Source organism: Gottfriedia sp. NPDC058432, assembly GCF_042721555.1.
Taxonomy (GTDB): Bacteria; Bacillota; Bacilli; order Bacillales; family Bacillaceae_G; genus Gottfriedia.
In genome coordinates this window covers 46191-69717 of sequence record NZ_JBHXLC010000007.1, presented here as the reverse complement: position 1 = coordinate 69717, position 23527 = coordinate 46191, and the positions used below count along the sequence as shown (strand labels likewise).

16 protein-coding genes and 1 riboswitch are annotated in these 23527 nt (G+C 32.9%); of the genes, 7 read left to right on the top strand and 9 right to left on the bottom strand.

Annotation, left to right across the window (positions count from 1 at the left end; genetic code table 11):
• Positions 1-3: 3 nt before the first annotated feature.
• The 3 genes from rsiV (at position 4) to ACFWM3_RS09075 (ending at position 3421) form a co-directional block, all read left to right on the top strand.
• On the top strand, positions 4-876 hold the full coding sequence (gene rsiV, locus ACFWM3_RS09085; RefSeq protein ID WP_390311128.1) for an anti-sigma-V factor RsiV: 873 nt from the start codon (positions 4-6) through the stop codon (positions 874-876).
• Positions 877-1123: 247 nt separating this feature from the next.
• Positions 1124-3145: an acyltransferase family protein gene (locus ACFWM3_RS09080; RefSeq protein WP_390311127.1), complete on the top strand. Its 2022-nt coding sequence runs from the start codon at positions 1124-1126 to the stop codon at positions 3143-3145.
• A 96-nt stretch (positions 3146-3241) separates the two neighbouring features.
• Positions 3242-3421 carry a hypothetical protein gene (locus ACFWM3_RS09075; protein WP_390311126.1) on the top strand — a complete coding sequence of 60 codons (180 nt, stop codon included), beginning with the start codon at positions 3242-3244 and terminating at the stop codon, positions 3419-3421.
• Here the strand turns inward: ACFWM3_RS09075 and ACFWM3_RS09070 are convergent.
• Positions 3414-7568 carry a S8 family serine peptidase gene (locus ACFWM3_RS09070; protein ID WP_390311125.1) on the bottom strand — a complete coding sequence of 1385 codons (4155 nt, stop codon included), beginning with the start codon at positions 7566-7568 and terminating at the stop codon, positions 3414-3416. The two genes, ACFWM3_RS09075 and ACFWM3_RS09070, sit on opposite strands and share 8 nt — an antisense overlap.
• Positions 7569-7993: 425 nt before the next feature.
• On the opposite strand from ACFWM3_RS09070, the gene ACFWM3_RS09065 reads away from it, so the two are divergent.
• Positions 7994-9214 (top strand): helix-turn-helix domain-containing protein, encoded by a 1221-nt coding sequence (locus ACFWM3_RS09065; RefSeq protein WP_390311124.1) that lies wholly within the window; start codon positions 7994-7996, stop codon positions 9212-9214.
• A 49-nt stretch (positions 9215-9263) separates the two neighbouring features.
• On the opposite strand, the gene ACFWM3_RS09060 is transcribed toward ACFWM3_RS09065, so the two are convergent.
• From ACFWM3_RS09060 to ACFWM3_RS09035, 6 genes are all read right to left on the bottom strand, one after another.
• Positions 9264-10043 (bottom strand): M15 family metallopeptidase, encoded by a 780-nt coding sequence (locus ACFWM3_RS09060; RefSeq protein WP_390311217.1) that lies wholly within the window; start codon positions 10041-10043, stop codon positions 9264-9266.
• 1301 nt (positions 10044-11344) lie between these two features.
• The gene (locus tag ACFWM3_RS09055) at positions 11345-12919 is read right to left on the bottom strand and encodes a SagB family peptide dehydrogenase (protein ID WP_390311123.1); all 1575 of its coding nucleotides are present in this window, start codon (positions 12917-12919) and stop codon (positions 11345-11347) included.
• 24 nt (positions 12920-12943) lie between these two features.
• The gene (locus tag ACFWM3_RS09050; RefSeq protein WP_390311122.1) at positions 12944-14887 is read right to left on the bottom strand and encodes a TOMM precursor leader peptide-binding protein; all 1944 of its coding nucleotides are present in this window, start codon (positions 14885-14887) and stop codon (positions 12944-12946) included.
• A complete protein-coding gene (locus tag ACFWM3_RS09045; protein WP_390311121.1) occupies positions 14884-16830 on the bottom strand; it encodes a putative thiazole-containing bacteriocin maturation protein in 1947 nt (648 codons plus the stop codon). The genes ACFWM3_RS09050 and ACFWM3_RS09045 overlap by 4 nt, the downstream gene beginning before the upstream one ends.
• Positions 16831-17003: 173 nt before the next feature.
• Entirely contained in the window at positions 17004-17222 is a 219-nt protein-coding gene (locus ACFWM3_RS09040) for a heterocycloanthracin/sonorensin family bacteriocin (protein ID WP_056476277.1), read from the bottom strand.
• A gap of 281 nt (positions 17223-17503) precedes the next feature.
• Positions 17504-17986 (bottom strand): hypothetical protein, encoded by a 483-nt coding sequence (locus ACFWM3_RS09035; RefSeq protein ID WP_390311120.1) that lies wholly within the window; start codon positions 17984-17986, stop codon positions 17504-17506.
• Positions 17987-18373: 387 nt separating this feature from the next.
• On the opposite strand from ACFWM3_RS09035, the gene ACFWM3_RS09030 reads away from it, so the two are divergent.
• The 3 genes from ACFWM3_RS09030 to ACFWM3_RS09020 all read left to right on the top strand — a co-directional run bounded on the left by ACFWM3_RS09030 (position 18374) and on the right by ACFWM3_RS09020 (position 21271).
• Positions 18374-19807 (top strand): BglG family transcription antiterminator, encoded by a 1434-nt coding sequence (locus ACFWM3_RS09030; RefSeq protein ID WP_390311119.1) that lies wholly within the window; start codon positions 18374-18376, stop codon positions 19805-19807.
• Between the two features lie 34 nt (positions 19808-19841).
• The gene (locus tag ACFWM3_RS09025) at positions 19842-20408 is read left to right on the top strand and encodes an HD-GYP domain-containing protein (RefSeq protein WP_390311118.1); all 567 of its coding nucleotides are present in this window, start codon (positions 19842-19844) and stop codon (positions 20406-20408) included.
• A 72-nt stretch (positions 20409-20480) separates the two neighbouring features.
• A riboswitch (purine riboswitch) is annotated at positions 20481-20582 on the top strand.
• Positions 20583-20683: 101 nt separating this feature from the next.
• Positions 20684-21271, top strand: a complete 588-nt coding sequence (locus ACFWM3_RS09020; protein ID WP_390311117.1) for a xanthine phosphoribosyltransferase — start codon at positions 20684-20686, stop codon at positions 21269-21271.
• A 61-nt stretch (positions 21272-21332) separates the two neighbouring features.
• On the opposite strand, the gene ACFWM3_RS09015 is transcribed toward ACFWM3_RS09020, so the two are convergent.
• A complete protein-coding gene (locus tag ACFWM3_RS09015) occupies positions 21333-22343 on the bottom strand; it encodes a FecCD family ABC transporter permease (protein ID WP_390311116.1) in 1011 nt (336 codons plus the stop codon).
• Positions 22340-23350, bottom strand: a complete 1011-nt coding sequence (locus tag ACFWM3_RS09010; RefSeq protein ID WP_390311115.1) for a FecCD family ABC transporter permease — start codon at positions 23348-23350, stop codon at positions 22340-22342. The genes ACFWM3_RS09015 and ACFWM3_RS09010 overlap by 4 nt, the downstream gene beginning before the upstream one ends.
• Positions 23351-23527: the final 177 nt, after the last annotated feature.

Here is a 23527-nt window from a genome sequence, read left to right as displayed (position 1 = left end):
TAGTTGGATAAAAAATTAGAAAAATTAAGATCGGACTATAAAAATGTCCCTATCCCTGATAATTTGGACATTATTGTTAAAAAAGCAATTAAACGTTCCATACGTAAAAGATTCCCTCTAAAGTCAATTACAGGTTTTTTTACTGCAGCACTATTTGTTTTATCAATAAATACTAGTTCGACTTTTGCAAAGACATTATCAAATGTTCCAATACTTGGAAATGTTGCTAAAGTGCTAACTTTTACTGAATATACTGTAGACGAGCCAACCTATAAGGCAGATTTAAAAGTCCCTGCGGTTAATAATTTAAAAAATAAAGATTTAGAGCAAAGCTTGAACAAAAAATACTTAGACGAAAATAAGAAGCTATATGATCAGTTTATGAAAGAAACAGAATCTGTAAAAAAAGATTCTGGTGCACACTTAGGAATTGATAGTGGTTATGAGGTTAAAACAGATAATGAGGACATATTGTCCATTGAAAGATATGTTGTTAATACTGCTGCTTCCTCTTCAACAACTATGAAATTTGACACAATTGACAAGAAAAAGGAAATTTTATTGTCTTTACCTATTCTTTTTAAAGATAAATCATATGTAAAAATAATTAGCGAAAACATTAAAGAACAAATGAAAGATCAAATGAAAAAGGATGAAAGTAAGGTATACTGGATACCTGAGGCAAATCTTGACTATTCAATTGATCCTTTCGTAAGCATTAAAGAGAATCAAAATTTTTATATAAATAAAGATCATAAGCTTGTTATTTCATTTGATAAATATGAAGTTGCCCCAGGTTATATGGGTGTTGTTGAATTTACGATTCCAACTGACGTTATTTCAAAAGTTTTAGTTGGACATCATTATATTAGATAACTTTTAATTAAACGAATAAAAGAGCCACTTTTAATTTATTAGATTTGGCTCTCTTAAGAAAAACAAAAATATTAAAGAAAAAGCCAAATATATAAAGAAGGCTGACATAAATAGTTAAATTAGGGGAAGGGGAAATTAGCAATGAACTTCGCGGTTCAGACGGTTAAGAAATTAAATTTTATAAGAGCCCAACATTTATTCGAAAAAGAAATCGTTTATGAGGTGTTTAAACGAAGAGGCTATTATTATGTCTAATAAAAATAAACAGTTTCGTTATATGGCTGGATTAGACGGGCTTAGAGCTTTAGCAGTTTTATCGGTCATTGCATATCACTTAAATTTTTCATGGGCTTCTGGCGGATTCCTAGGAGTAACAGTTTTCTTTGTACTTTCAGGTTATTTAATTACTGATTTATTAATTGCCGAGTGGAGTACAAATCAAAGGATCGACTTAAAAAGTTTTTGGTACCGTCGCGCCAAAAGACTTTTACCGGGAATGTTCACCTTACTACTAATAGTCATTGCATTTGTTTCATTATTCAAATCATCAATGATCGGAAATTTAAAACAAGATTCAGTAGCTGCAATATTTTATTACAGTAATTGGTGGTATATTTTCCATCATCTTTCGTACTTTGAGTCTTATGCAAATCCATCAATATTAAATCATTTTTGGTCGTTAGCAGTTGAAGAGCAATTTTATATTATTTGGCCAATTCTTACTTTATTAGGCTTAAAATATATTAAAAATAAAGATCGCCTATTTTTGTATACATTTGTTGGTGCAATCGTTTCTGCATTACTGATGGCTATATTATTCCATCCGGGTAGTGATCCTAGTAGGGTCTATTACGGTACTGATACGAGAGCTTTTTCTTTATTAATAGGAGCTTCATTAGCATTAGTATGGCCTAGCCGAAAACTTACAAATAATGTTACAACCTCTGGAAAGATTTTAATTGATCTAGTTGGGATTACGGGTTTACTTATTTTTCTACTTATGGTCGGTAAAACAAATCAATATGATAGTTTCCTTTATCGCGGAGGAATGTTCCTATTGTCTATTTCTGCTGCAATGCTAATCGCAGCACTCGCTCACCCTACAAGTAAGATTGGTAGATTCCTAGCAATGAGACCATTGAAATGGATCGGATTACGTTCATATGGAATCTATTTATGGCAGTACCCTGTAATTATTTTATTATCCCCTAAGGTTAACACTGGCGATATTTCACTCTTTAGAGCTATTTGTCAAATTACTTTAATATTTGTTCTTGCAGCACTATCCTATCGCTATATCGAAGATCCAATTAGAAAAGGTAAACTAGGCATACTTTGGAAGAACTTCCTAGCAGGAAATATTAATTTAAAAGAATTCTTTTATAAACATATTGTTATCATAAGCACGTTTATTTTATTATCTGGTATCGCAAGCTTTGGACTATCTGTTCTTCCTGATGCCAATGATGTAAAAGCAAGCTCAGAAGTTGAATCAGTTCAATCCGTATCAAAGCAATCATCTGAAACTGTTAAAAACGATACTAAAAAACCTCCTTCAACAACTATAGTTGATCACGATAAAAAGGTAACTAAACCAATTCAGAAAAATGATGTCGAAAAAACAGTAAATAATGAAGTAAAAACAGAAAATAAAGATCAAAAGCCAGTTGCTGACAATTCAAGTAAGCAAAATAATAATGGTCAAACAAATGAAGATCCTAAGCCAGGTGTAAATAACAATCAAACTCCAAATAATAATAATAATAAACCTGTTGAAACAAATAAGCCGGTAGTTTCAAATAATAGTGTATTTATTATAGGAGATTCTATCGTTATTAATTCAATTCCTGAACTTAAAAAAACATATCCATCTCTTTCGGTAAATGCTAAAATTGGAAGACAATTTACTGAAGCATCTGCAATTATTCAACAAGCAAAAAGCACAAATTCGCTTGGGAATACTGTTGTCATAGAGCTAGGTACAAACGGTCCGTTTACCGTAAAACAAATGTCTTCTCTTATAGAGTTAATTGGAAAAGATCGAAAAATTTTATTTGTTAATACGCGAGTACCAAGACCTTGGGAATCGTTTGTTAATAAAACTTTAAGGGAAGGCTCAAGTAAATACCCAAATACTAGAGTTGTAGACTGGTATAGTGCTAGCGCCAATCATAATTCATATTTTTCTCCAGATGGTGTTCATTTAAAACCGAATGGTGCAAAAGTATTTGCGTCATTACTAATAAATGCAATTGAATCTTGGAAGTAACATCGATTGATCTAGATACATGATAAAAGACCACAAGATAAATTTGAAGTGCACCACAAATGTTAGACACAGTCTAACATTTGGAGGTGCATTTTTTTGACTAAATTTACAAGTGATGAGAAATTAATTGTTGTAAAACGTTATTTAGAAGGGAACGGTGAGTATGGCTTCATCATACTAAACTGTCAAATAAACTCTTTATTACAGAGAAAAGCCACAAGGATCATTCCTGGTGGCTTTTTATCGAAATATCACTTAATCTTGCACTTTAGTTAAATTTCTTTTTTAATTCTTCTAACGTTAATTTACCTGCTTTTTCAACTGGTTTAATAGATGTAGGGAAAAATGGATTTGTTGTCATAAAGTTCTTTTCAACATAATTGAAGTCCAGTATATCAACAACTCCATCCTTATTTAGATCTTCCTTCAACTGATCGCCAGTTTCCTTAGCTTTATTTGCAATAAGCTTAGCATCATAAATGTCGATCACATTATCTCCATTAATGTCTCCTGCCGCTGCAGTATCAGTATAAGCGATATAATCGATCCCTTGGACTTTACCATCTATTAATTTACCTAATTTAATTTTTCTACTATATTGATAGTGTCCTGGAATATTAACTACGAGTGTATAATCATCCTCTGTTGCCGGAATATCAAAGATTGTCATATAGCCATTTTCTGAAATATCCGCTTTATATCGTTTACCTTTTTTGTCCACAACATATGCTTTTACACCTAACTTAGAATAATCTAAATCGTAGTTATAAAAGTTAACTGCCTCACCGTGGAAATATCCTTCTAATACTGAATGTTGAGCTATGAATTTAAAGTGATTTGCATATGTGGGTAACGTAACTTTATTTCCTTCATTCGTCTGATAAGTTGATTCTTGATAATAAAATCCGCTCTCCCTCATATAGTTAAGGTCGCTCACAACTTTTAAATTAATATCTAATAAATCAATATTCCCATTAATTTTTACTGGTAAATTCGTCTTTTTATCCTTAATATCAATTGAAAATGTTGTAATATTTGACCATGTATCCTCTGTTACTTGTGGTTTTCCAATGCGAACACTCCAATTATTTTTCTTCATTAACTCATCTAATTGCTTCGATTGGTTTACACTCATAACTTTGTAATAATTTGGAATATTTATTGTCGCGTTAGCACTTGTTAAATCTTTTGCATTGTGGACCGTAAATGTACTTGTAAACTCCGAACCTAGAGTAACTTCTTTAGACTTTGTATTAATTGTTGAATATCGATCACCTTTATTAATAATCGTAAAATCTGGGAAAATCGGATTTCCTGCAGTTGCATAATCATAAGTATAAATTGCTATGTTCGTAGGGTAATTTGCATACTCTTCTGGTAATACACCAAATTTGAAGTCTCCATTTTTAGTTGGGAAAAATTGTGCTGTCGGCCATGAAGAGTCCTGATAAGCATAAACTGAATTTGCTTCCTGAGTTAGATCATGTCCTCTACTCTGTAGATAATCAATTGTATCGTCGTATACATTTCCATGAACCCAGTAAGCTTTGTAATCTTTACCATCCATTGGGTTTGTTTCGGTTGTTAAATCTGCATCGGAAATTTCATTAATGCCTGTCTTTTTATCAAATACTACTTTTGGCGGTGTATTATCAATTACCATATCATTGTCTACTTTATAGGTTTTTCCATCTGCATCTGTACCAATATAAGAAACAATATATTTGCCCTCATCTAATGTTTCATATTCTAGTGATAACGGCTTATTTGGGTCACCTGTAAATAATTTTACATCACCTGAAAAACCGTACATGATTAAGTAGTCTGTATCAACATTTGCGCCATCTAAATCGAAAGTACCATACAAGCCGATTGGTTTCCCAGATGTATCGCTAACAACAACATCGATTTTTTTCATTTCACTATTTAATCTTATTGTAACTGGTGTAAAAGGTAGTATATCAGGATGGAAGTTACTTAAGTCACTTGTAATTGCATTCTTAAAGAAATCAACTTTTGCAAAGCCACTTGTCGTATACCTCACGTGGAATGGTATTTGGTACTCCTGTGTTTTTGATTCATTTTCTACATAAATATATCCTTCGTATATGCCAAACTCAGCAGATTTTGGAATTGTTACTTTGGCGTCTATATTAACATTTTCATTTCCATTAACAGTTACATTAGAAGGCAATTCGAGTTTTACTCCATTTTTACTAGCATCCTTTGAAACATCATCGATTGTTAAAAATTCTACTTTGGTATGATATGTTTCACTATTTTTACTTAAATTTTTAATACTAATGGATGTTGTTCGATTTTGTTCCTCGCTTGTTTGTGTAATACTTCCGAAAGGTAATGAACCTGATACATCATCGATTTGCTTTTTAAATCCATTTTCATCTAATGTGTACGTTTTATTTTGAACTTCTACTAAAGTCATGTTATGAACTGCCTCATAAGCATCTACTCGTCCAGCTCCAACTTCGTTTACATGATATGTTCTTCCTTTTAATGGATCCGCTGTATTCATAAGTGCGGCTTTTACATCGGCAACAGAATATTCCGGATGAGATTGTAGTAATAATGCTGCGACACCCGCAACATGTGGTGTAGCCATCGAAGTTCCATCCATGCTCGCGTAACTAGTTGAGTAATCCGTTCCTTCCCCGGGATTATTAATATATTCTGGTACAGTTGAGAAAATAGAAACCCCCGGTGCCACAACATCTGGTTTAATATCAAAATTATTACTTGCAGGTCCTCTAGAACTAAAGCCTGCTAATACGTCACCAGATGTCATATTTGACTGTAAATCTGTCATTTTTAATTTAACATCCGGATTCTTATTAAGTTCATCAACAATACTTTTCCCTTCCTCTTGACTCATTTTAAAGGTTGGTACATAGCCAAAGTTTTCACCTAAGAAGAAAGGAATCTCTTCTTCTATATTGTTATAAATTAACACCGCTACTGCTCCTTTTTCATGAGCACGGCGAATTTTTTCATCAAAAGATAAAGTACCACGTGATATTAACGCCACCTTGCCACTTACGTCTTTATTTGCATAATCCTCTTCGGCACCAAATCCGACATCTACTACCTTCAATTCTTTATCAATAATACTTAAATAATCTTTACCTAATCCGTGTGCCATTAACTCATTTTTAACTGAAACATTCCCAATACTCGTCTGTACAGTTGGTATATCTGTAGGAACATCGCTTGCCCCAACAGTAATTGCTAAAGGAGATGAACCTGGAGATCCTAGTGACCCTGGCGTTGGGCCTGCGTTACCTCCAGCTACAACGGGAACTACTCCTTGCAAAGCTGCATTATTAATCGCTACTGCTGTAGCATCTAAAGAATAATTATTACTGTTTCCTAAAGAAAGATTAATCACATCCATGCCATCTTCTACAGCCTTTTCTATACCAGCAATAATCCAAGAATCATATCCTGAACCGTAATGACCTAAAACACGATATGCATATAAATCAACATTTGGTGCAACTCCGGTCATCGCATAATCAACGTTATTTCGTGGATTTGATGCAATCGTACCTGCAACATGCGTCCCATGCTCGGTAACAAATGAACGACCATTAATTTCTGCTGGTTCACCGGAAGCAGCAAGATCTGCAGGTGTAGACTCCATTGGGTCCGAGTCATTATCTACAAAATCATAACCACCTTTATAAGCATCCTTTAAATCTGGATGATTGTAATCAATACCCGTATCAAGAACTCCTACTTTAATCCCTTGTCCTTTTATATCCTCGTTATGTAAACGATCTACACCCAAAAGGGGTAAAGCTGGTGGAACACTTTTGTTTTTTGTAGATTCATTAACAGAAAGCTCATTGATTGGTACACTAACTTTGTTATCCTTCCATACTCGTTTCACAACACCGGTTTGAAGAAGCAAATTAATTTGATCTGTCGGAATAGTCATAGCCACTCCATTAAATACATTTTTAAATGATTGTTTGATATAAAATTGATTTGTTTTTTCCTTTGTTTGTTGATTTACTTCCACTTTTTCATTTTTCTTACTCCATAATTCCGTTAATCGTTTTTTAAAGAACTCTTGTTCACCTTTAATTTTTTCTTTCTTACCTTTAGAGATCTCTTTTAATGTTCCATTTTGATCATTTTCAATTGGCGAAGTTTTTAGCTCAACAACTATATTTGCAGTTTTATCTTTTAAAGATAATAAACTAGGGTCGATCACAAAGCCTTCTTGAGGAGTTAAACGCTTAATCGATTGTCTTTGCTCATCTGTCAGTCTCTTTAAGATTGATTCTACAGAGTTCGAAGTTGCATAAGATTTTTTTTGAGGCAATAAATAAGATGTAATAAAGCTTGTCGTTAATACACTTGTTACCATTACATTTAGCATTTTCTTATTTCTAATCTTCATTTCGATGCGCTCCTTCTACTAGGTTAAATTAAATTTAGTGAAAAATAGTTTACTGCATGAAAAAATGATTAAATTAAGTAACTCTATTTCATTCCTCCAATTAAAAAAATGATGTAAAATTAGAATTAGAATAGTTAGACAAATCTAATAATTTAATTGTAATTTAGCTATTTTTCTTGGTAAATGGGGGTTATTTCAGTCTGAACTTTCATTTGTAATCCTTTTTTCAACATTAATCGTCATAATCAATTTTTCTTTTCAGGATTAAAGTCTCATATTTTACTAAATTTATTGATGTATAGATTGTGTTTGGCAAGAAAGTCATTTAAATTCAATAGAAATTTTTATTTTTAACTTGGGGGAATTGATGGTTTTCAACTACTCAAACTATTAATAAAAAGGTTTACAAAAGGGAGAAATTCGTTATGTATGAGGGGAAAATCATAAAATATTATCGAGAAAAATCTCAGATGACACAAGAACAGCTAGGGAAAGGGATTTGTTCTAGTACGCATATTAGTAAAATAGAAAGATCTCAAACCGAATATGCACATGAAATTATAGCCCTACTATCAGAACGACTTGGAATAAAAATCGAGAATGAGATTTTAAAATTAAACAATATAAAAATGCGTATAAATAGTTGGCAGCAGTCTATTGCAATGCAGTTATTTGACGAAATAGAAGAAATCAACTTAGAACTTGAGCAAGAAGAGTTGATTCAAATTTCAAATTATATTAATCAATATAAATTACTTCGCATCAGATATTTATTAATGCGTAATTTAATGAATGAAGCAAAAGAGCTCATTGATGAAATAAAAAAAATAAAACACAAATTGTCACCTTATGAAATAAATCTTTTTAGCCATGTGCAAGGTATTTATCACTTAACGAACCATGAACCTTTACTTGCCATTCAAGTTTTAAAGAAAATTAATAATGAAGAATATGCAAATGAGGAATATTATTATCATTTAGCTTCTGCTTACCATTCGAACGATTTACCTGTTATGGCTTACTTTTATGCTGAAAAAGCCCGTCAGTATTTCAAAAGTATTAATTCCTATCTTCGAGTAATCGACTCCGAAATGCTTATGTTAATACAAGTTAAGGATAATGAAGAATTTTCTGAGACGATTAAAGGATTTGAAAACTTAATCCAAAGCTGTGAAATTTGTAGATCATCAGAACGAAAAGCAAGGGTATTTCATAACTTAGCCTTTGAATATTATCGAAGAAAAAATTATGAGTTAGCAAAAAAATACTATTTTGAGTCAATGAATTTGAAGGACTCTAATTCTATACCCTATTTACTTTCCCTAGAAGGATATATACGAAGTTCTTATTATGGAGAACTATTACCTAAAGGAGAATTATTACAGTGGGTAGGTAAAGGGTTTGATATTGCTTCCCAAAAAAATGACAAACTTTTTATCAATTTATTCATCTTATTAGACCTTTTAATCTTAGAAAAAGATCAAGAATATCACCAATATTTAGCGGAACATTCATTACCATTTTTTAAAAAACTAGGATTTGCTTATCTAATAAATCAATCGGAAAAAGAATTGTTTAACTATTATTTTAAACGCAAACAAACTCGTAAAGCACTAGGTATGGCGAATACACTAATAAATCAGTAGATATTAAAAGGCATGTCTCATTAGTTTGAGACATGCCTTTTTGTTATTATTATTTTTTAGCCGGCATCGCTTCTTCAAGTGCAAGATGATTCGTATATAAATAAGTAGCGTATTCTTTTCCAACGTATCGAATATGCCATGGTTCATAGTGATATTTAGTAATATCTACTTTATCTTCTGGGTAACGAATAATAAAGCCGTATTCATGAGCGTGCTTTGCTAACCAAGTCCCTTCAGGAGTTTTTGCAAAACCGACTTCTAAAGCATTACCAAATGCCGGTGATGAAACATCCATCGTTAGTCCAGTCTGATGCTCACTCGTTCCTGGATATGCACTGTATGCTTTAGTCCATGCCTCACCATGTACAGAAATATAATTATTGTATAAAGAAAGTTGTCGATCATAAGAACGGTATCCAGAAATTGCTGTTAATGTATAACCTTCCGCAGATGCACCAGCAAATAACTTCTCTAATGCATGTCCAGCTTCACTTCTCATTCTTGTTTTTTCTTTTACTGTCCCATTTAAAGGAATTGCTGGGTAGATCAGGTCATTTGGTTCATAACCATCTGGTAACTTTCGATCTTTATTAACTAAAACTAAATTTGAATCAGCGTTTAACACTTCTAATAATCCCGATTCATCTTCTTTTGTAGTTTTATAATAATCTGGAAAATTAAGTACAATGTCATTTTTAACTTTGTCATTCTTCTTAATAACTACCGTTTTAGGTTCTTTATGTTGTTCATAAAGAGTACCTGCAACACCCGCAACTAAAACTAAAGAAATAACAATCCCTATAATAGGTTTTTTTCTACGATTTTTCATACTTCTGGACAATGGTTTTCTCCTCCTATAATTTCTATACTTTTTTATCGTTTTTTAATTGGTTATTGTCGTAGAATTTGGTGGATGATTAATAAAGGTATTTTCACTCTAGTATCGTCACGAATTCTTTTAATCAAACTACTAATAATCAACGTTTAAAACTAACCATAAAAATATTTAAATTTGTTTTACTAAAATTAGACGATTTAATTATACAAAAAGTTTTATAATCTGACATTTTTTTTAATTATATGTTATTTTAATAGATAGTATTTATAACAACATTAAAATTTTGTTAATATAATTTAATCAATAGAAATAAAACACCTATTTTATAAAGAACTTTTAGGAATAATTTTGTCTAAACAGACTAATCCATCTTAGAATCTATCTACAGGAGAATAAAAATATTAATTTGTTTTGGCCCCATATTAGTTCTAGCTATAACTGCTGGTATTGCTAAATTTCGGGCTGAAGATTTTAAAGAAATTGCACCAATTATTATCCTTCAGTTTTTGCTATATACTTTCTTAATTACGCCAATTATTCTTTGGGGATATTTACGTTAAATATTTTCAAAAATAAAAAAACCTTCTTTTGGAAGGTTTTTTATTTTATATTTAAATAATTTCTAAAGTAATTATACTATAAAATTTTAATTCAAAAGAACTATTCGATGTAATTTTCGAGACTTTTGTATGTCGAATAAGTGTCGATTGAGCACTAACCTGCGCCATCATTGGGTTTTATTTGTTATAACTGGAACAAAAAAACAAGAATACCCAAAAGTATCCTTGTTTTTAGTTTTGAACTTTTTAAATTCTAAAAACGATAAATGACAATCTTGAACTACTCACCACTTAACGCCCTTACAGGTTGTTTGAAGTGGGAGATTCTTGGGAACAAAGCATACTTACTAGTGATTCTTTACCAGCAGAGGTTACTTTTATTTACCAAGCTAACCCCGTAGTTCCTACGGTTTGGTTTCACCTAACGCTAGGTGAAACGTACTCAGCCTGTTTTTTACTGAGGGGTATTACAGTTGTTCTATTTGCGACTCTTGAATGGTATAGGCGAATGACAACCACCAGACGAGTTCTATTTACGCAACAAGTACTACACTTGAATTCATTCTTTTTCTACAGTATTTACATTATCTATTGTACAGAATAGTAGCAAAAGAAGAAAGCATTTTGGCTAATGCCAACCGTCATTCATCTCCCACCTATTACTGGTGTTATCACACCTTCACGTAATTTTGGAAGGAGTCTTCTGTCGTATAATGATAAAAATTGTATTGATCAACTATGCAAATTTCCTTTTAGCCAAGGTCGATTCCGATAATGACCTATTGGAATTTGAATTAAACTTGTTTTTCCTATCTCTTCTAATTGGTATAACTCATCACATAATTTTACATTATATCCTAATAGTGGATGCCCACCCAATCCTAACGCTGATGCGGCTATTAGTAAACGCTGAACCATTATACCAGCTTCCATCTGTTGAATCCGGTAGCCTCTATAACTATGTGTCGATCTTATATGTTCCTTATTCCCCACTACATGTATACAAATAGGCACTTGGAATAAATTAACGGTAGGGGCATTCATTCCTAATTGAAGCTGCATTCGTTGATCGCCTAATTTAGTTTGTACTAGCGTATGGGTAAAATCATCATAATAATAAGCACCATTGTTAATCCCTTCGACATTATACAAACATAAATATAATTTAGGGCGGTTATTATTATTTTTAAGGGAACCATCTAAATCATTTACATATGAAAAGGATGCTGTCGCCTCTTTAAGTAGTGTTGCTAAGTTTTTTTGACTAATAGATCGTAATACAAAGTCTAGTTCAGGCGAAAACCTTTCTTTACATATTGTGGCCAAATCATAGGATAGACGTTCTACTTTAGGTAAAATTATTCGATGCCGTTCATCTAATGCAGCCACAGTTTCGTCAACTTTTCTAAATGTTTGAGTCGATTCGATCATCGATACTTTATTTACTTTAATTAGCATCGGGAACTCTCTAATCTTTTTCGATTTTACTAAATATTTATGTGTAACTGCTTGTAACTCTTTACTTAGATCAATTGAATTGTAATTTTCACTTTTTACATTATCATTTGAAATCAACGCAGATTCTTCAATAGAGAGTGGAATTACTCCGTATACACTTTCCTCACGTTCGTTTATACCGATTAAATGGTTAATCGCTTGATCTAGAAACTGGTAATATACTCCCGCTTTAAATCCAAAGCGTTTAGCCATCTCCAAAATCTGTCCAATTAACACACCGCAATCTAATCCTTGAAGCCGATAAGAAAAATTATTGTACTTAAAAAAATTTTTCCAAAACATTGTTGAAATAAAAATAGTACCAAAACACTTAGGAAGATCACATCTATTCCCTAAAGCCCTTGATACATAAGAATCAAAATTGCCTTCTCTTAATAAAACTAAGCAATGTCTAGCAACATCATAATGATAAATCCCCGAAGAGACTTGATCAGACTTAATATATAAATACAATTCATTCGGATATAATCCTCCACCAGAGGGAATGAATCTTCGGTTCGAAGACATCATATTAACCATTTCGTTGGAGCCGGAAGTAATTGCTGTTTGAGCAACTTGGGTTACTCCATATACATACCATAGAAAATAGCCTATTTCGTCTAAATTCGGCTCAATTGCATCCTTTTTTCCTTTTAAGGATAATGGAACGTTATGAGAAAGTGGAATAGTAGGTAAATCTTTATAAATCTTATAAGTTAGTGGCGCATCCTCCCAATCTACTTCCCAATCTGATTGATTTGCCTTTTCAATATCAAAATGAAGATTGTGTAGAAATGTTTGTAAACTCATCCAATCAACCTCCTAAAACACCACCTATGGGAACGGGTGCGGATATGGATTGAGCTGCTCCGGCTTTAGCGGTTTCTTCGTATAACCCATTTTAACAGGAACCTCTAACACTCGATCAAGTCCATTCAATCGTTTTAGATGATTGCCGAATGTCATTGGCAACATCCCTGGAATTAAGACTTTTACACAAGATAATCCATTTCTTTTGATTTCAGGTGTAGTTTGATCAACTACGATCACATCAAGATTTAATTTTTTAAATTCTTGTAGAATATCCTTTAAATCATTCGTCAAATCCAGATGGTTTGTATTCCATTTAAATTCTTCCTCAAAAGTCTTTAATGGACGGTTATCATCTAATAAAAATTTCAGACGCTCCTCTGCTTGACGTAAACCATATAACATTCCATGATCTTCCATTTGTTTAACGAGAGTGTTGTCTAAAAGCATTTTCATATTTTTAGCATAATTTTCTTCAAACTTTTTATCCAATGTTAACATCATCCCAGCTAATTCATGTACTGCGCTTTTAACCGCCCTAACCGGGTCAAGATGAGCGCCTGCTGCACAAATGAGATTTAAACCATGTTCTTTTCGATTTTTTGCAATGGCAACAATACTTGGAATTCCATTCTCCATCGTCGAATTAAATAGATGAAGATCATACCCTCCAACTAAGCGCATTCGCTCAATCATTAAATCGAGTTCTTGATCCTTAGCCGATTTTGGATCAAGTCGAGGAAGAGGCAACTGAGCATACCAAGTCATTAAAAATGAATCCCGTTCAACGATTTCCAAAATACCGTAGAATATAGCTTCTTCTAGGCTACCCCCTAATGCACATCCATTGGAAGTTTCATACACATAACCGTGTCCGCATCCTAGACTATAATATGAAAGCAACTCCGGTACAAGAATCGGCTCTTCCTTCAAAAATGAATAGCCCCATACCCAATCAATCTTCCGTTTAGGATTAAACACCTTAAATGGAAAACGCGGCAGAGCATATTGCTCTTTCGAATGAGTACCGACAATTTCAGGATTAATTGCATAATCTTTTACGTTGTTATAACTATCATGTACGACCGTTTTTTTTCCCCGTGGAGTGAGGCCACAATACCTTTCTAACCCTTCCAATATGGCAGTTAATTCACTAGATTCATATGAAAGTGTACGTCCTGCTGTTCCTTCATCCCCTTGTAGTAACGGTAGATTTACAACTACATCTGCAAATGGCGTAGATAGATCAAATGCCTTTCCATTTAAAAAACCTGTCTTTTGACCTAAATAATCATTAACTAACACTTTTTTTAATTCATCCATTGAGCGACTACGATAACTAGTTGGCGAAACTTTCATACTAGGCTCAAGTGAAATAATCGCTGAATCAGAAGTATCATCTTCTAATTCACCACAAATTGGACATAAAGGATTCGGTAAAAAAAAGTGATTTGAGCTCTTGAATGTTTTCATATTTAATAAAAAAATTCGTTCCTCTAGACGTGTTTCTTTACCGTTCATAAATTTATCTACTTCAGCTGCAATTAAGTAAGCCATTTGTAAAAGTCCCGTTCTTGTACCCCATACATCATCCGATACTCCATCGCCTTCTAATAACTGATCATCTATTTCTAGCATTTCTCTTCGCTCTCTACCAGCCATTAAACGTCTAAAATCGGCACACTTTATGCATCCTTTTTGCCCTGGATGTACTAAAGGTCCGATTACACCTTCCCCAAACGAAACACAAGCACGTAGCCATGGAACAGTTCCTATTCTAAAGATTTCATCTGCTTTTTCATAAATCTTAGGGTTCCATGCGTCATCCAAAATAAGTATTAAACTAGTATCCTCAGAAACCTTCGACTCTAAATCTTTCTGTTGAACGATCTTATACTTATTTAAAAGGATTTCAGATGTGTACTTACTTAATAATCCCTCTCCAAAAATGGTAACCGTTGAATTCAAATTGAGTTCACCTCTCTTAACAAGACACCATAAACTCCCGCTAGTTCATCTACATTAATCGCTTCAAGCATAAACTCCAATGTTAGTAATTCAATATTTTTCTGTTTTAAAGTATCAATAGCCGAGACTAATAAATCAGTATGTTGAGCGCGATTAGATTGAGGAATGATTATTTCAGGTATTAGCTTTTCTTCCACTAAAACTAACGAACTTTGAATAGCTGTTGATGCAGGTAATGGAGTCTTATTTTGCAACTCCTTAAGTACTTGTTTTAGTGCATCTTGTATGGCCATAGTTAAATTTAAACCAACACTTCTATACCAACCTTTTTGTGTACCAATCCAAACTACTGGAAATCCACAAATCTCTTTCCCTAATGCTATTTTTGGAGATTCATGTATTGTATTTAATGTTTGTAAATAAAATTGCGCACAATCATCTTCAATTTTTATCGCTTTTATTTCCTGAATTTTACTTTTATGATCACTCGCTTGTTTATTAAGCTCTTCAGATAAATATTTTTGTAGAGCTCTGCAAATACTTTCTGAAAAAGTTTGACCAGTCGCTATTGCGATGTATTCACCAGGTTCCATACTCTCTACAACATCGGACTCTGAATTCATAATGAGTTGATTGGCGATTTGAGATACATACATTTCAACTCCTGTAAGTCCCGCCTCTCTTCTTGCTTCTTCATGAGTTAATTCAGTACAAATCGTACTCGTTAGTAATTTTACTGGGCCTTCTGTTAGAGGATCTACTACTTGTATCCGACACTGAGCTAATGGAAGTTGATTTAGTTCGCCCTCATCCCAAACGTGAAATAATCCAGTTTCTTGTGAATTGAACTGACCTAAGTAAGTTAATAACTTACTTTGATCTCCTTTCGATTTGTTTTGCTCTAGCTTTTCCTCAAAATTATGGACTATTTTAGCTTTTGCTTTCCCAGTCACTAATGGATGAGGAGAGAATGTGTGCCAACTGCCCTCTAGCGTCTCTTGATTAATAATATAAACTTGATTATTCTTTTCTGTTTCGCGTGATTTTGTAATATCTTTAAATAACTCGAACACCATTATATTTGCCAACATTGCCGATGAAATTGAAGACAATGGATGGTTGACTCCTTCTTCACAGAGTATGTTTTGATGAACGCTTCTCCATGCTGACTCGAAGCAAGCTTCCGAATTTGAAGTTACTAGTGGTCCTGTCATGCAGATCCTTTGGGAAGAAATCGCTGGAATAAATCTCTTTTTCTCCCTTTTACAAATCTCATTAAGCATTTTAAGCTCATAAACACGATCATCTTCTGATACATATAAAATCGAATCAAAAGTCGATACAACCTCTTGTAACGAAAGCTTCTCTCTCTTCATTAATTCAACTTCGACTTCACGATCCGTCTTCTGTGCGTTGTCTACAATTTCTTTTATTCGTTTTTTATCAGTATTTTCCGTGTTCGTTATTAAAAGATGGAATTTCGCTAATCCCGACTCTAATAATGCTGAAACTAGCGAAGTGACAATTGTTCCAGAACCAATTGCCAATATTTTGGATTGGCGATAGGTTTGAAAGCGATATGAACCAGAATCTCCGAAGCAATTTAAAAACTCAATTTGACTTGCATACTTATTTAAAATCTCTTTAGATAATTGATGTGGCTGATCCTTACTTACATCCCGTGCAAAGCCATTGTTATATAAAGTCTCACCAATTTCAATTACTCTATCTCGGTATTGGTCAGGCAAACCATTTGTTAAGCTATCTAGTGAGTGTTCGCCGTTAAACATAGGCACTAACTTTTCAATCCACTGGTAAACAGAAGCACCTTCCATGCGAAATGAACTTAAGTTATTCCTAAAATAGACCCCTCCATTCGAATCAGGTACAAAAAAAGTATCTCGGTTAACCTTTAGACGTGCAGATGGATTCAATTTTGACATCCTTTTCAACCCCTTCGATACAGTGAGTTGTTCATTAAATAGCATAAATACTTTCTTCATAATCCTATGTATATTATTTATTCCTTATGTCATAACATAACTCTATAGCCCCTACAAAGATTAGTAGGGGCTGTTTGTCTAAATGGACAAATAGTTTTTATGAAACATTACATTTAACGGTGACAGCGACCGCATCCTCCACAACGGAAACAGCCTCCACAACCGCCGCATCCTCCACAACCGCCGCAACCAAAACAACTAAAGAAAGGAAAGAAACATGCACACATTCTAGCTTCGAAATTTTGATACTGATTATAGTCCCATGGAACTAATTGACTTGATTGAAACTGACCAACGTTTAATTGTTGAAGCTCTCTTTGAAAATCATACATTTTTATAACCTCCGACATAAAATTTGAAAGCGAATAAAACATACCGCACTTAAATAAAATAAATACGATTCCCTAATTTGAATCTACTAAAATGCAGACTCTCAACAACAAAATATGTTGAGGACTTGGGCAATGTTACCGTTTCAATTGCCCAATTTATTGCTCCTCAGTAAAAGAATTCACCGGTTGAATGTGCAAAAAAAAACCTCACTTCAAAAGTGAGGTTTTTCGTACGCCATTTATTTAGTCTCTAAACTCTATCCATTAATATCGGTTATTCCTTAATCTTCATTAAGCGTAATGTTTTTAAGAGGTGAATATGAATATACATTCCTTTTTAATACTATCTTATTTGTCCTGATTTTTTTTCCGAAAATTAATTGTGTTGTCTTTATTTTAAGTACTTTGAATAGTAAGAGGTACAGTAATAATACAAAGTCAAAAATGAAAAGTAAGTCCCCTATCATAAAAAAAGAGAATATAGTATTGGAGATTTCTTCTGTTTGATTAAGCGTAGAAAATACAAAAACAGCATATCTTTCATAAATAGTACAGATTAAAAATATAGTTCCTACCACTATTGAAGTAAAACTATAACCAATAGTTCGTTCTCTTTTATTGAATTCTAAAAAGATTGGAAGTAAATATAGCAAAACAACAATAAAAATACTAAATAATAATCCTAACAAAGTAATTCGACTATGTAACATAGACTGAACTAGCAAAAGTTTTCCTAGTATAAAAAACAGTAACACTGTACCCATCATTCCCCTCCTCATTTCTCAATTTAGAGCACCAATCATGATCACATCCGAATACAATCCCAAATTAACTCGAGTTCCTTTTCAAATTAAATTATAGTCTTGCTAATTAAAGTTTCAAATGCTATTTTTTACCGTTTTGATAGGTAAAAACAAGTAATATATAAAGTTTCCCTAAACGATGTATGCCTTTCGTTATATAAAAAGGAGATTGTCGATTAGTGTTTATTTTTACCGTTTTTAACGGTAAAAATAGTCATATCCTAATCCATCATCTAAGTTTACAATAATTTTGAAAACATTATCTCAACAACATTTTATGTGAGTGTTATCACAAAAAATGTTAGTTTATTTTAAATAAAATTATTTTAGATCAAAGTAGGAGATGAGATGGATAAGGCGAGTTTACGAAGATTACACTTAATCGATCTTTTAAGTAGTCAAGAAAAATGGTTCAAAACAGAGGAGCTTGCTAAAAATTTAAATTGCACCGAGAAAACAATAAGAACTGATATACAAATTATCAATGCAACATTCCCAGAAGGATGGCATATTGAAACGATAAAAGGAAAAGGTATTTATATAAATAATCCAATTAATTCCTCGCTTGATCAAGTTCGTTCTCTTTTTGTTAAGAATTCTCTATCGCTTCAAGTAATCATGTTTATTCTAATTAAAGAGATTGAATACATTAGTGATTTAGGAAAAGTTTTATACACACATCATAATACTGTTTATAAAATTCTCGAACGAGTAGACACTTTATTGAAATCATATAATTTAAGTTTAAAGCGTGCACCTCTTGAAATTGTAGGTAATGAGTTTCAAAAAAGAATCTTATGCTGTGACGTATTATATGGTCTATATTCCTATACTAATAAGTGGCCTTATGATTCACTATCGTTTTCTATAATTAAAGAAGTAGTGACAAAGTCTGCTGAAAATAATAATTTATTTTTATTTCCACCTACAATGTATAAATATATTTATTATGTTGGTACGATGCTTCAAAGAATTGATCGAGATGTACAATTGGACTTAAATCCTTCTAACAATATTAAGGATACGAAGTTTTTTTCAGTTGCAACTGATATAGGCGTACAACTAGAAAAAATTTATAAAGTATCTATTCCATTAGATGAGATTAACGCTCTTTCTCTAATGATATCTGCATTCCCTTATTTTTCTAGCGATAATGAACCTCAAGATGAAATAATAAATAGCTACCATAATAAATCCGAAAAACAATATTTAGAATTACAAGAGCTTGTTACGATGCTCGAAAAAAAGCTTAGTATAAAATTACATGATCATAATGACTTTATTCTCACTCTTCAAAAACAATTTAAAGTCCTTTCCCTATTTCTTTTTATAAACGGTAGAATTGATCGATCTTCTCTCATATCTGATTACGCTAAAAAGCGTTATCCAGAGTTATTTAATAAAGTAAAAGCCGTATTTCGTAAATGGTGCAAAAACCTTTCATACCCAGAAGTAAATAATGAAGTAATTGCTAAAATCACTTTAAATATTCAAGCAATAATCACTAAATTATCATTAGTAAAAAAAAGGGTCCTACTGTTAAGTAGTGAAGGTTATGGTGTACGGCAGTATTTAACAGCTAAACTAATAAAGGAATTTGGAGATAAAATCCAGTTTGTTGAACTCCAAAATGGCGATCTGAGTCCGGAAACGATCAGTGAATTACGTTTAGACTTTATCATTGCTGATTTTCAAATTGATCTAGAAACTGTTCCAATTGCGGTAATTAGTTCTACACTTTCACAGCGCGATATTAATCATATCGCCCATTTATTAAAATAAATTTTATTTTGAATAAGCATTCAAAGGTGATTTTATGATAAAAGAAAGGCAAACATTCGTCACAAATGAGGTAGTTGATCTATTAAGGCAACTTGATCATGATACTTTTTTACACGGGATGCGTGTAGGAGAAATGTCGTATAAATTCAGTAGATATTTAGATCTCTCATTACATCAATCCAATCAGTTACATTTTATTGGTTATGTACATGATATTGGTAAACTAAAAATACCAATTTCAATCGTTGCAAAAAGAGGTCCTCTTACTGATTCCGAGTGGAATCTAATGAAGAATCACACAATTTATGGATATGATTTATTAAAAGATTTTTCATATCATAAAGATATCTTAAAAGCTGTACGTTATCATCATGAAAATATTGATGGGACTGGCTATGAAGGTTTATGTAGTAACGAAATTGATTTTAATTCGAAAGTAGTTAGAATAATTGATAGTTTTGATGCTCTAACCTATGACCGTTGTTATCGAAAGAAATGTTCAATTGAATTATCGTTAAAAAAAATTCAAAAACAAAGTGGTACTGTTTATGACCAGGATTTAGTAAAGGAGTTCACTAAGTTTATTTGTAAACTGTATTAGGTATATTCAATAATGCTAATAATTTACACCTATTAATTGCTAGACCAGATTCTATTAACATGTTATAGTTTCATTAAAATTATAAATTTCACTCGTATAATAGTGAGGATATGGCTCACGAGTTTCTACCGGTTAACCTTAAATTTACCGACTATGAGTGGTAACACATCTGTCTATAGCTCTTGCTAATCAAAGACTCAAAATGTGTTACTTCACTCATTTTATACAGTGAAGTACATGTTTTGAGTTTTTTGTTTACATTAAGGGGGATCATTATGGAATTATTACTTAAGAAAATTGAACAAGAAGGAATCGTTTTGGCAAATGATGTATTAAAGGTGGATGCTTTCTTAAATCATCAAATGGATCCTGTTTTAATGAAAGAAATTGGGGAAGAATTTGCGCGTTTATTCTCTGAAGAAAAAATAACAAAGGTAGTTACGATAGAATCTTCTGGTATCGGACCTGGGCTAATGACAGCACTTGCTTTAAATGTTCCCCTAGTTTTTGCTCGCAAGAAAAAATCAATCACAATGCAGCAAGATGTTTATACTGCTAAAGTATATTCATTTACAAAAAAAGAAGAAAATGAAATTTCAATTTCTCATAAATGGTTAGACGAAGGCGATAAAGTATTAATAATAGATGATTTCTTAGCAAACGGACAGGCAGCTCTTGGATTACTTTCAATCATCGAACAAGCGAAGGCAGAGACAGTTGGCTTTGGGATCGTAATTGAAAAATCATTCCAAAATGGTGGAAAGCTTCTGCGTGATCGTGGTTATCGAGTAGAATCTCTTGCTCGTATTCAATCTTTAAAAGACGGCCAAATTAAATACTTAAATGAAGAATTAACTGTTTAAGAATAAAGAAAAGACATTGTTTGAACACTTTGTGTAGTTCACAATGTCTTTTTTCTATTGATTAAGCCTTTTTTAGAATTAAATATACAAAGTAAGGTCCACCGATTAGGGCTACTATAATCCCTGCTGGTATTCCTTCCGGATCGACTAAGTTTCTTCCGATTGTGTCGGCAACTAATAGTAATAATCCACCAATTAAAATTGCGATAGGTATAAATAATTGATTTCTTGGGCCAACTAAACTTTTAGCTATATGTGGTGCCATTAATCCGATAAACGCAATTCCTCCTGTTACTGAAACGGCAGATGCTGCTAATGCAACTGCTGCTAACATTAAAACAATTCTTTCCTTTTCTAAGGAGACCCCTACCCCTATTGCAACAGGCTCATTTAAATTAAGAAGGTTTAATGTGTTTGCTTTATATAAAGTAAACGGAATTAATACAATTAGCCATGGTAAGAATGCCCAAATAAACGGCCAATCTGTTCCCCATATATTACCTGCTAACCATTTTGCAATAAAATCTACTTTAGCACGTTCCGCAGATGAAATTAATACAATCATTATTCCTGAAAGAGCCATCGAGAAACCAATACCGACTAAAACTAGTCTTATAGGTTGTAAACCCGAATTTTTCTTATAAGAAAATAAGTAAATAATAATTGCTGTAATAACAGCACCAAAAAATCCAACGATTGGGATTAAATAAACAAACGATCCTGCTTCAATTGGAAAGTATAGAAAGAATACTGTAATAGCTACACCTGCACCAGCATTAAAACCTAATATTCCAGGCTCAGCCATATCATTTCGTGTTACCCCTTGCAAAATGGCACCAGATAGTGCAAGGGCCATTCCTGCCATTAAAGTGATAATCATTCTAGGTAATCGAATTGAAAAGATTACAAACTCTTCTTTAAATGTACCATCACCTAAAAATGTTGGAAGTAATCTACTATATGGTATTGCTGAATATCCCAAACTCATTCCAATAAACATTGTTAATAGAATAAGTATAAAGAGTATCAATAGAATTAACCTTTGTTTTCTAATAATAGCAGGCTGGATCATGAGAATTCTTTGCCTCCTTTATGTACGATAAACAGAAAGAAAGGAAGACCAATCATTGCAACAATCGCTGCAACTGGTGTTTCATAAGGTATATTAATTGTTCGCCCAAGTGTATCTGCCAAAAGTAAGAATGTAGCACCAAAAATAGCAGACATCGGTATAATAAATCGGTAATCAGTTCCGACGAATCCACGCACCATATGAGGTACCATTAAACCTAAAAATGCCATATTTCCTACTAGAGCAACTGCCGCTCCAGCTAGTAAAACGATTACTACAAATAAAATTGCTTTGATCCTTGGGATATTTTGACCTAAACCTACTGCAACCTCTTCATTTAAACTAAGTATTGTTAATTGACGTGACAAGAAAATTGCTAATAGAACACCTACTATAATAAAAGGCGTAATCGTTTTTACTTGCCCCCATGAAGTACCGACTAATCCACCTGAAGTCCACATTGAAATATTTTGAGATATTTTAAAGTAAATCCCTACACCTTCAGAAATAGCAGTTAAAAAGCCTGTAACAGCAGCCCCTGCTAAAACAATACGAAATGGAGAAAAGCCGCCTTTTTTCACGGTAGCAATACCAAAAACGATTAGTGAACCAACCGCTGCACCAATAAAACAAGCGATCATAATCCCAAAATAATTTACTTTTGGTAGGAAAGCCATTGTTATTGCTAAAGCTGCATTTGCTCCTGCCGTTAAACCGAGCAAACCCGGATCTGCAAGCGGATTTCTTGTCATCCCTTGCATAATAGCGCCTGCCACCGCAAGTGCTGCCCCTACAAATATTGCCGCCACTTCTCGAGGTAACCGCAACTCCCTAATAATAGAAATCTGTTGACTATTCATGTTTGTAAAAATCGCATTCCATACATCACCAACAGTTGTATCCGCTGCGCCGAAAACAATCGCAATTACAAACATAATAATAAAAATGATCATCCCCAATATAAATTTAAAAAAGAATGGAACAGAACCTTTGTTTTTTTGTCTCATTAGCCTCTCATCTTCTCTATATAGAATGTCTTTCAGGCTGTCCTCCAAACGCTCGCTTTCTGCAGTGCTTATTACCGACTAGGATAAGTTCGGGCCTCGAAAGACAAATGTTTTCAAACAGTCTACAATAAAATCTTTGGACAATGTCTAAATAATAAGAGTAGGAATAATAAAATT

Coding starts and splice junctions, on each gene's coding strand:
- ACFWM3_RS09080 (WP_390311127.1), top strand. CDS start 1,124: ATGTCTAATAAAAATAAACAGTTTCGTTATATGGCTGGATTAGACGGG.
- ACFWM3_RS09070 (WP_390311125.1), bottom strand. CDS start 7,568: ATGAAGATTAGAAATAAGAAAATGCTAAATGTAATGGTAACAAGTGTA.
- ACFWM3_RS09065 (WP_390311124.1), top strand. CDS start 7,994: ATGTATGAGGGGAAAATCATAAAATATTATCGAGAAAAATCTCAGATG.
- ACFWM3_RS09060 (WP_390311217.1), bottom strand. CDS start 10,043: ATGAAAAATCGTAGAAAAAAACCTATTATAGGGATTGTTATTTCTTTA.
- ACFWM3_RS09055 (WP_390311123.1), bottom strand. CDS start 12,919: ATGAGTTTACAAACATTTCTACACAATCTTCATTTTGATATTGAAAAG.
- ACFWM3_RS09045 (WP_390311121.1), bottom strand. CDS start 16,830: ATGTCAAAATTGAATCCATCTGCACGTCTAAAGGTTAACCGAGATACT.
- ACFWM3_RS09040 (WP_056476277.1), bottom strand. CDS start 17,222: ATGTATGATTTTCAAAGAGAGCTTCAACAATTAAACGTTGGTCAGTTT.
- ACFWM3_RS09035 (WP_390311120.1), bottom strand. CDS start 17,986: ATGGGTACAGTGTTACTGTTTTTTATACTAGGAAAACTTTTGCTAGTT.
- ACFWM3_RS09030 (WP_390311119.1), top strand. CDS start 18,374: ATGGATAAGGCGAGTTTACGAAGATTACACTTAATCGATCTTTTAAGT.
- ACFWM3_RS09025 (WP_390311118.1), top strand. CDS start 19,842: ATGATAAAAGAAAGGCAAACATTCGTCACAAATGAGGTAGTTGATCTA.
- ACFWM3_RS09020 (WP_390311117.1), top strand. CDS start 20,684: ATGGAATTATTACTTAAGAAAATTGAACAAGAAGGAATCGTTTTGGCA.
- ACFWM3_RS09015 (WP_390311116.1), bottom strand. CDS start 22,343: ATGATCCAGCCTGCTATTATTAGAAAACAAAGGTTAATTCTATTGATA.
- ACFWM3_RS09010 (WP_390311115.1), bottom strand. CDS start 23,350: ATGAGACAAAAAAACAAAGGTTCTGTTCCATTCTTTTTTAAATTTATA.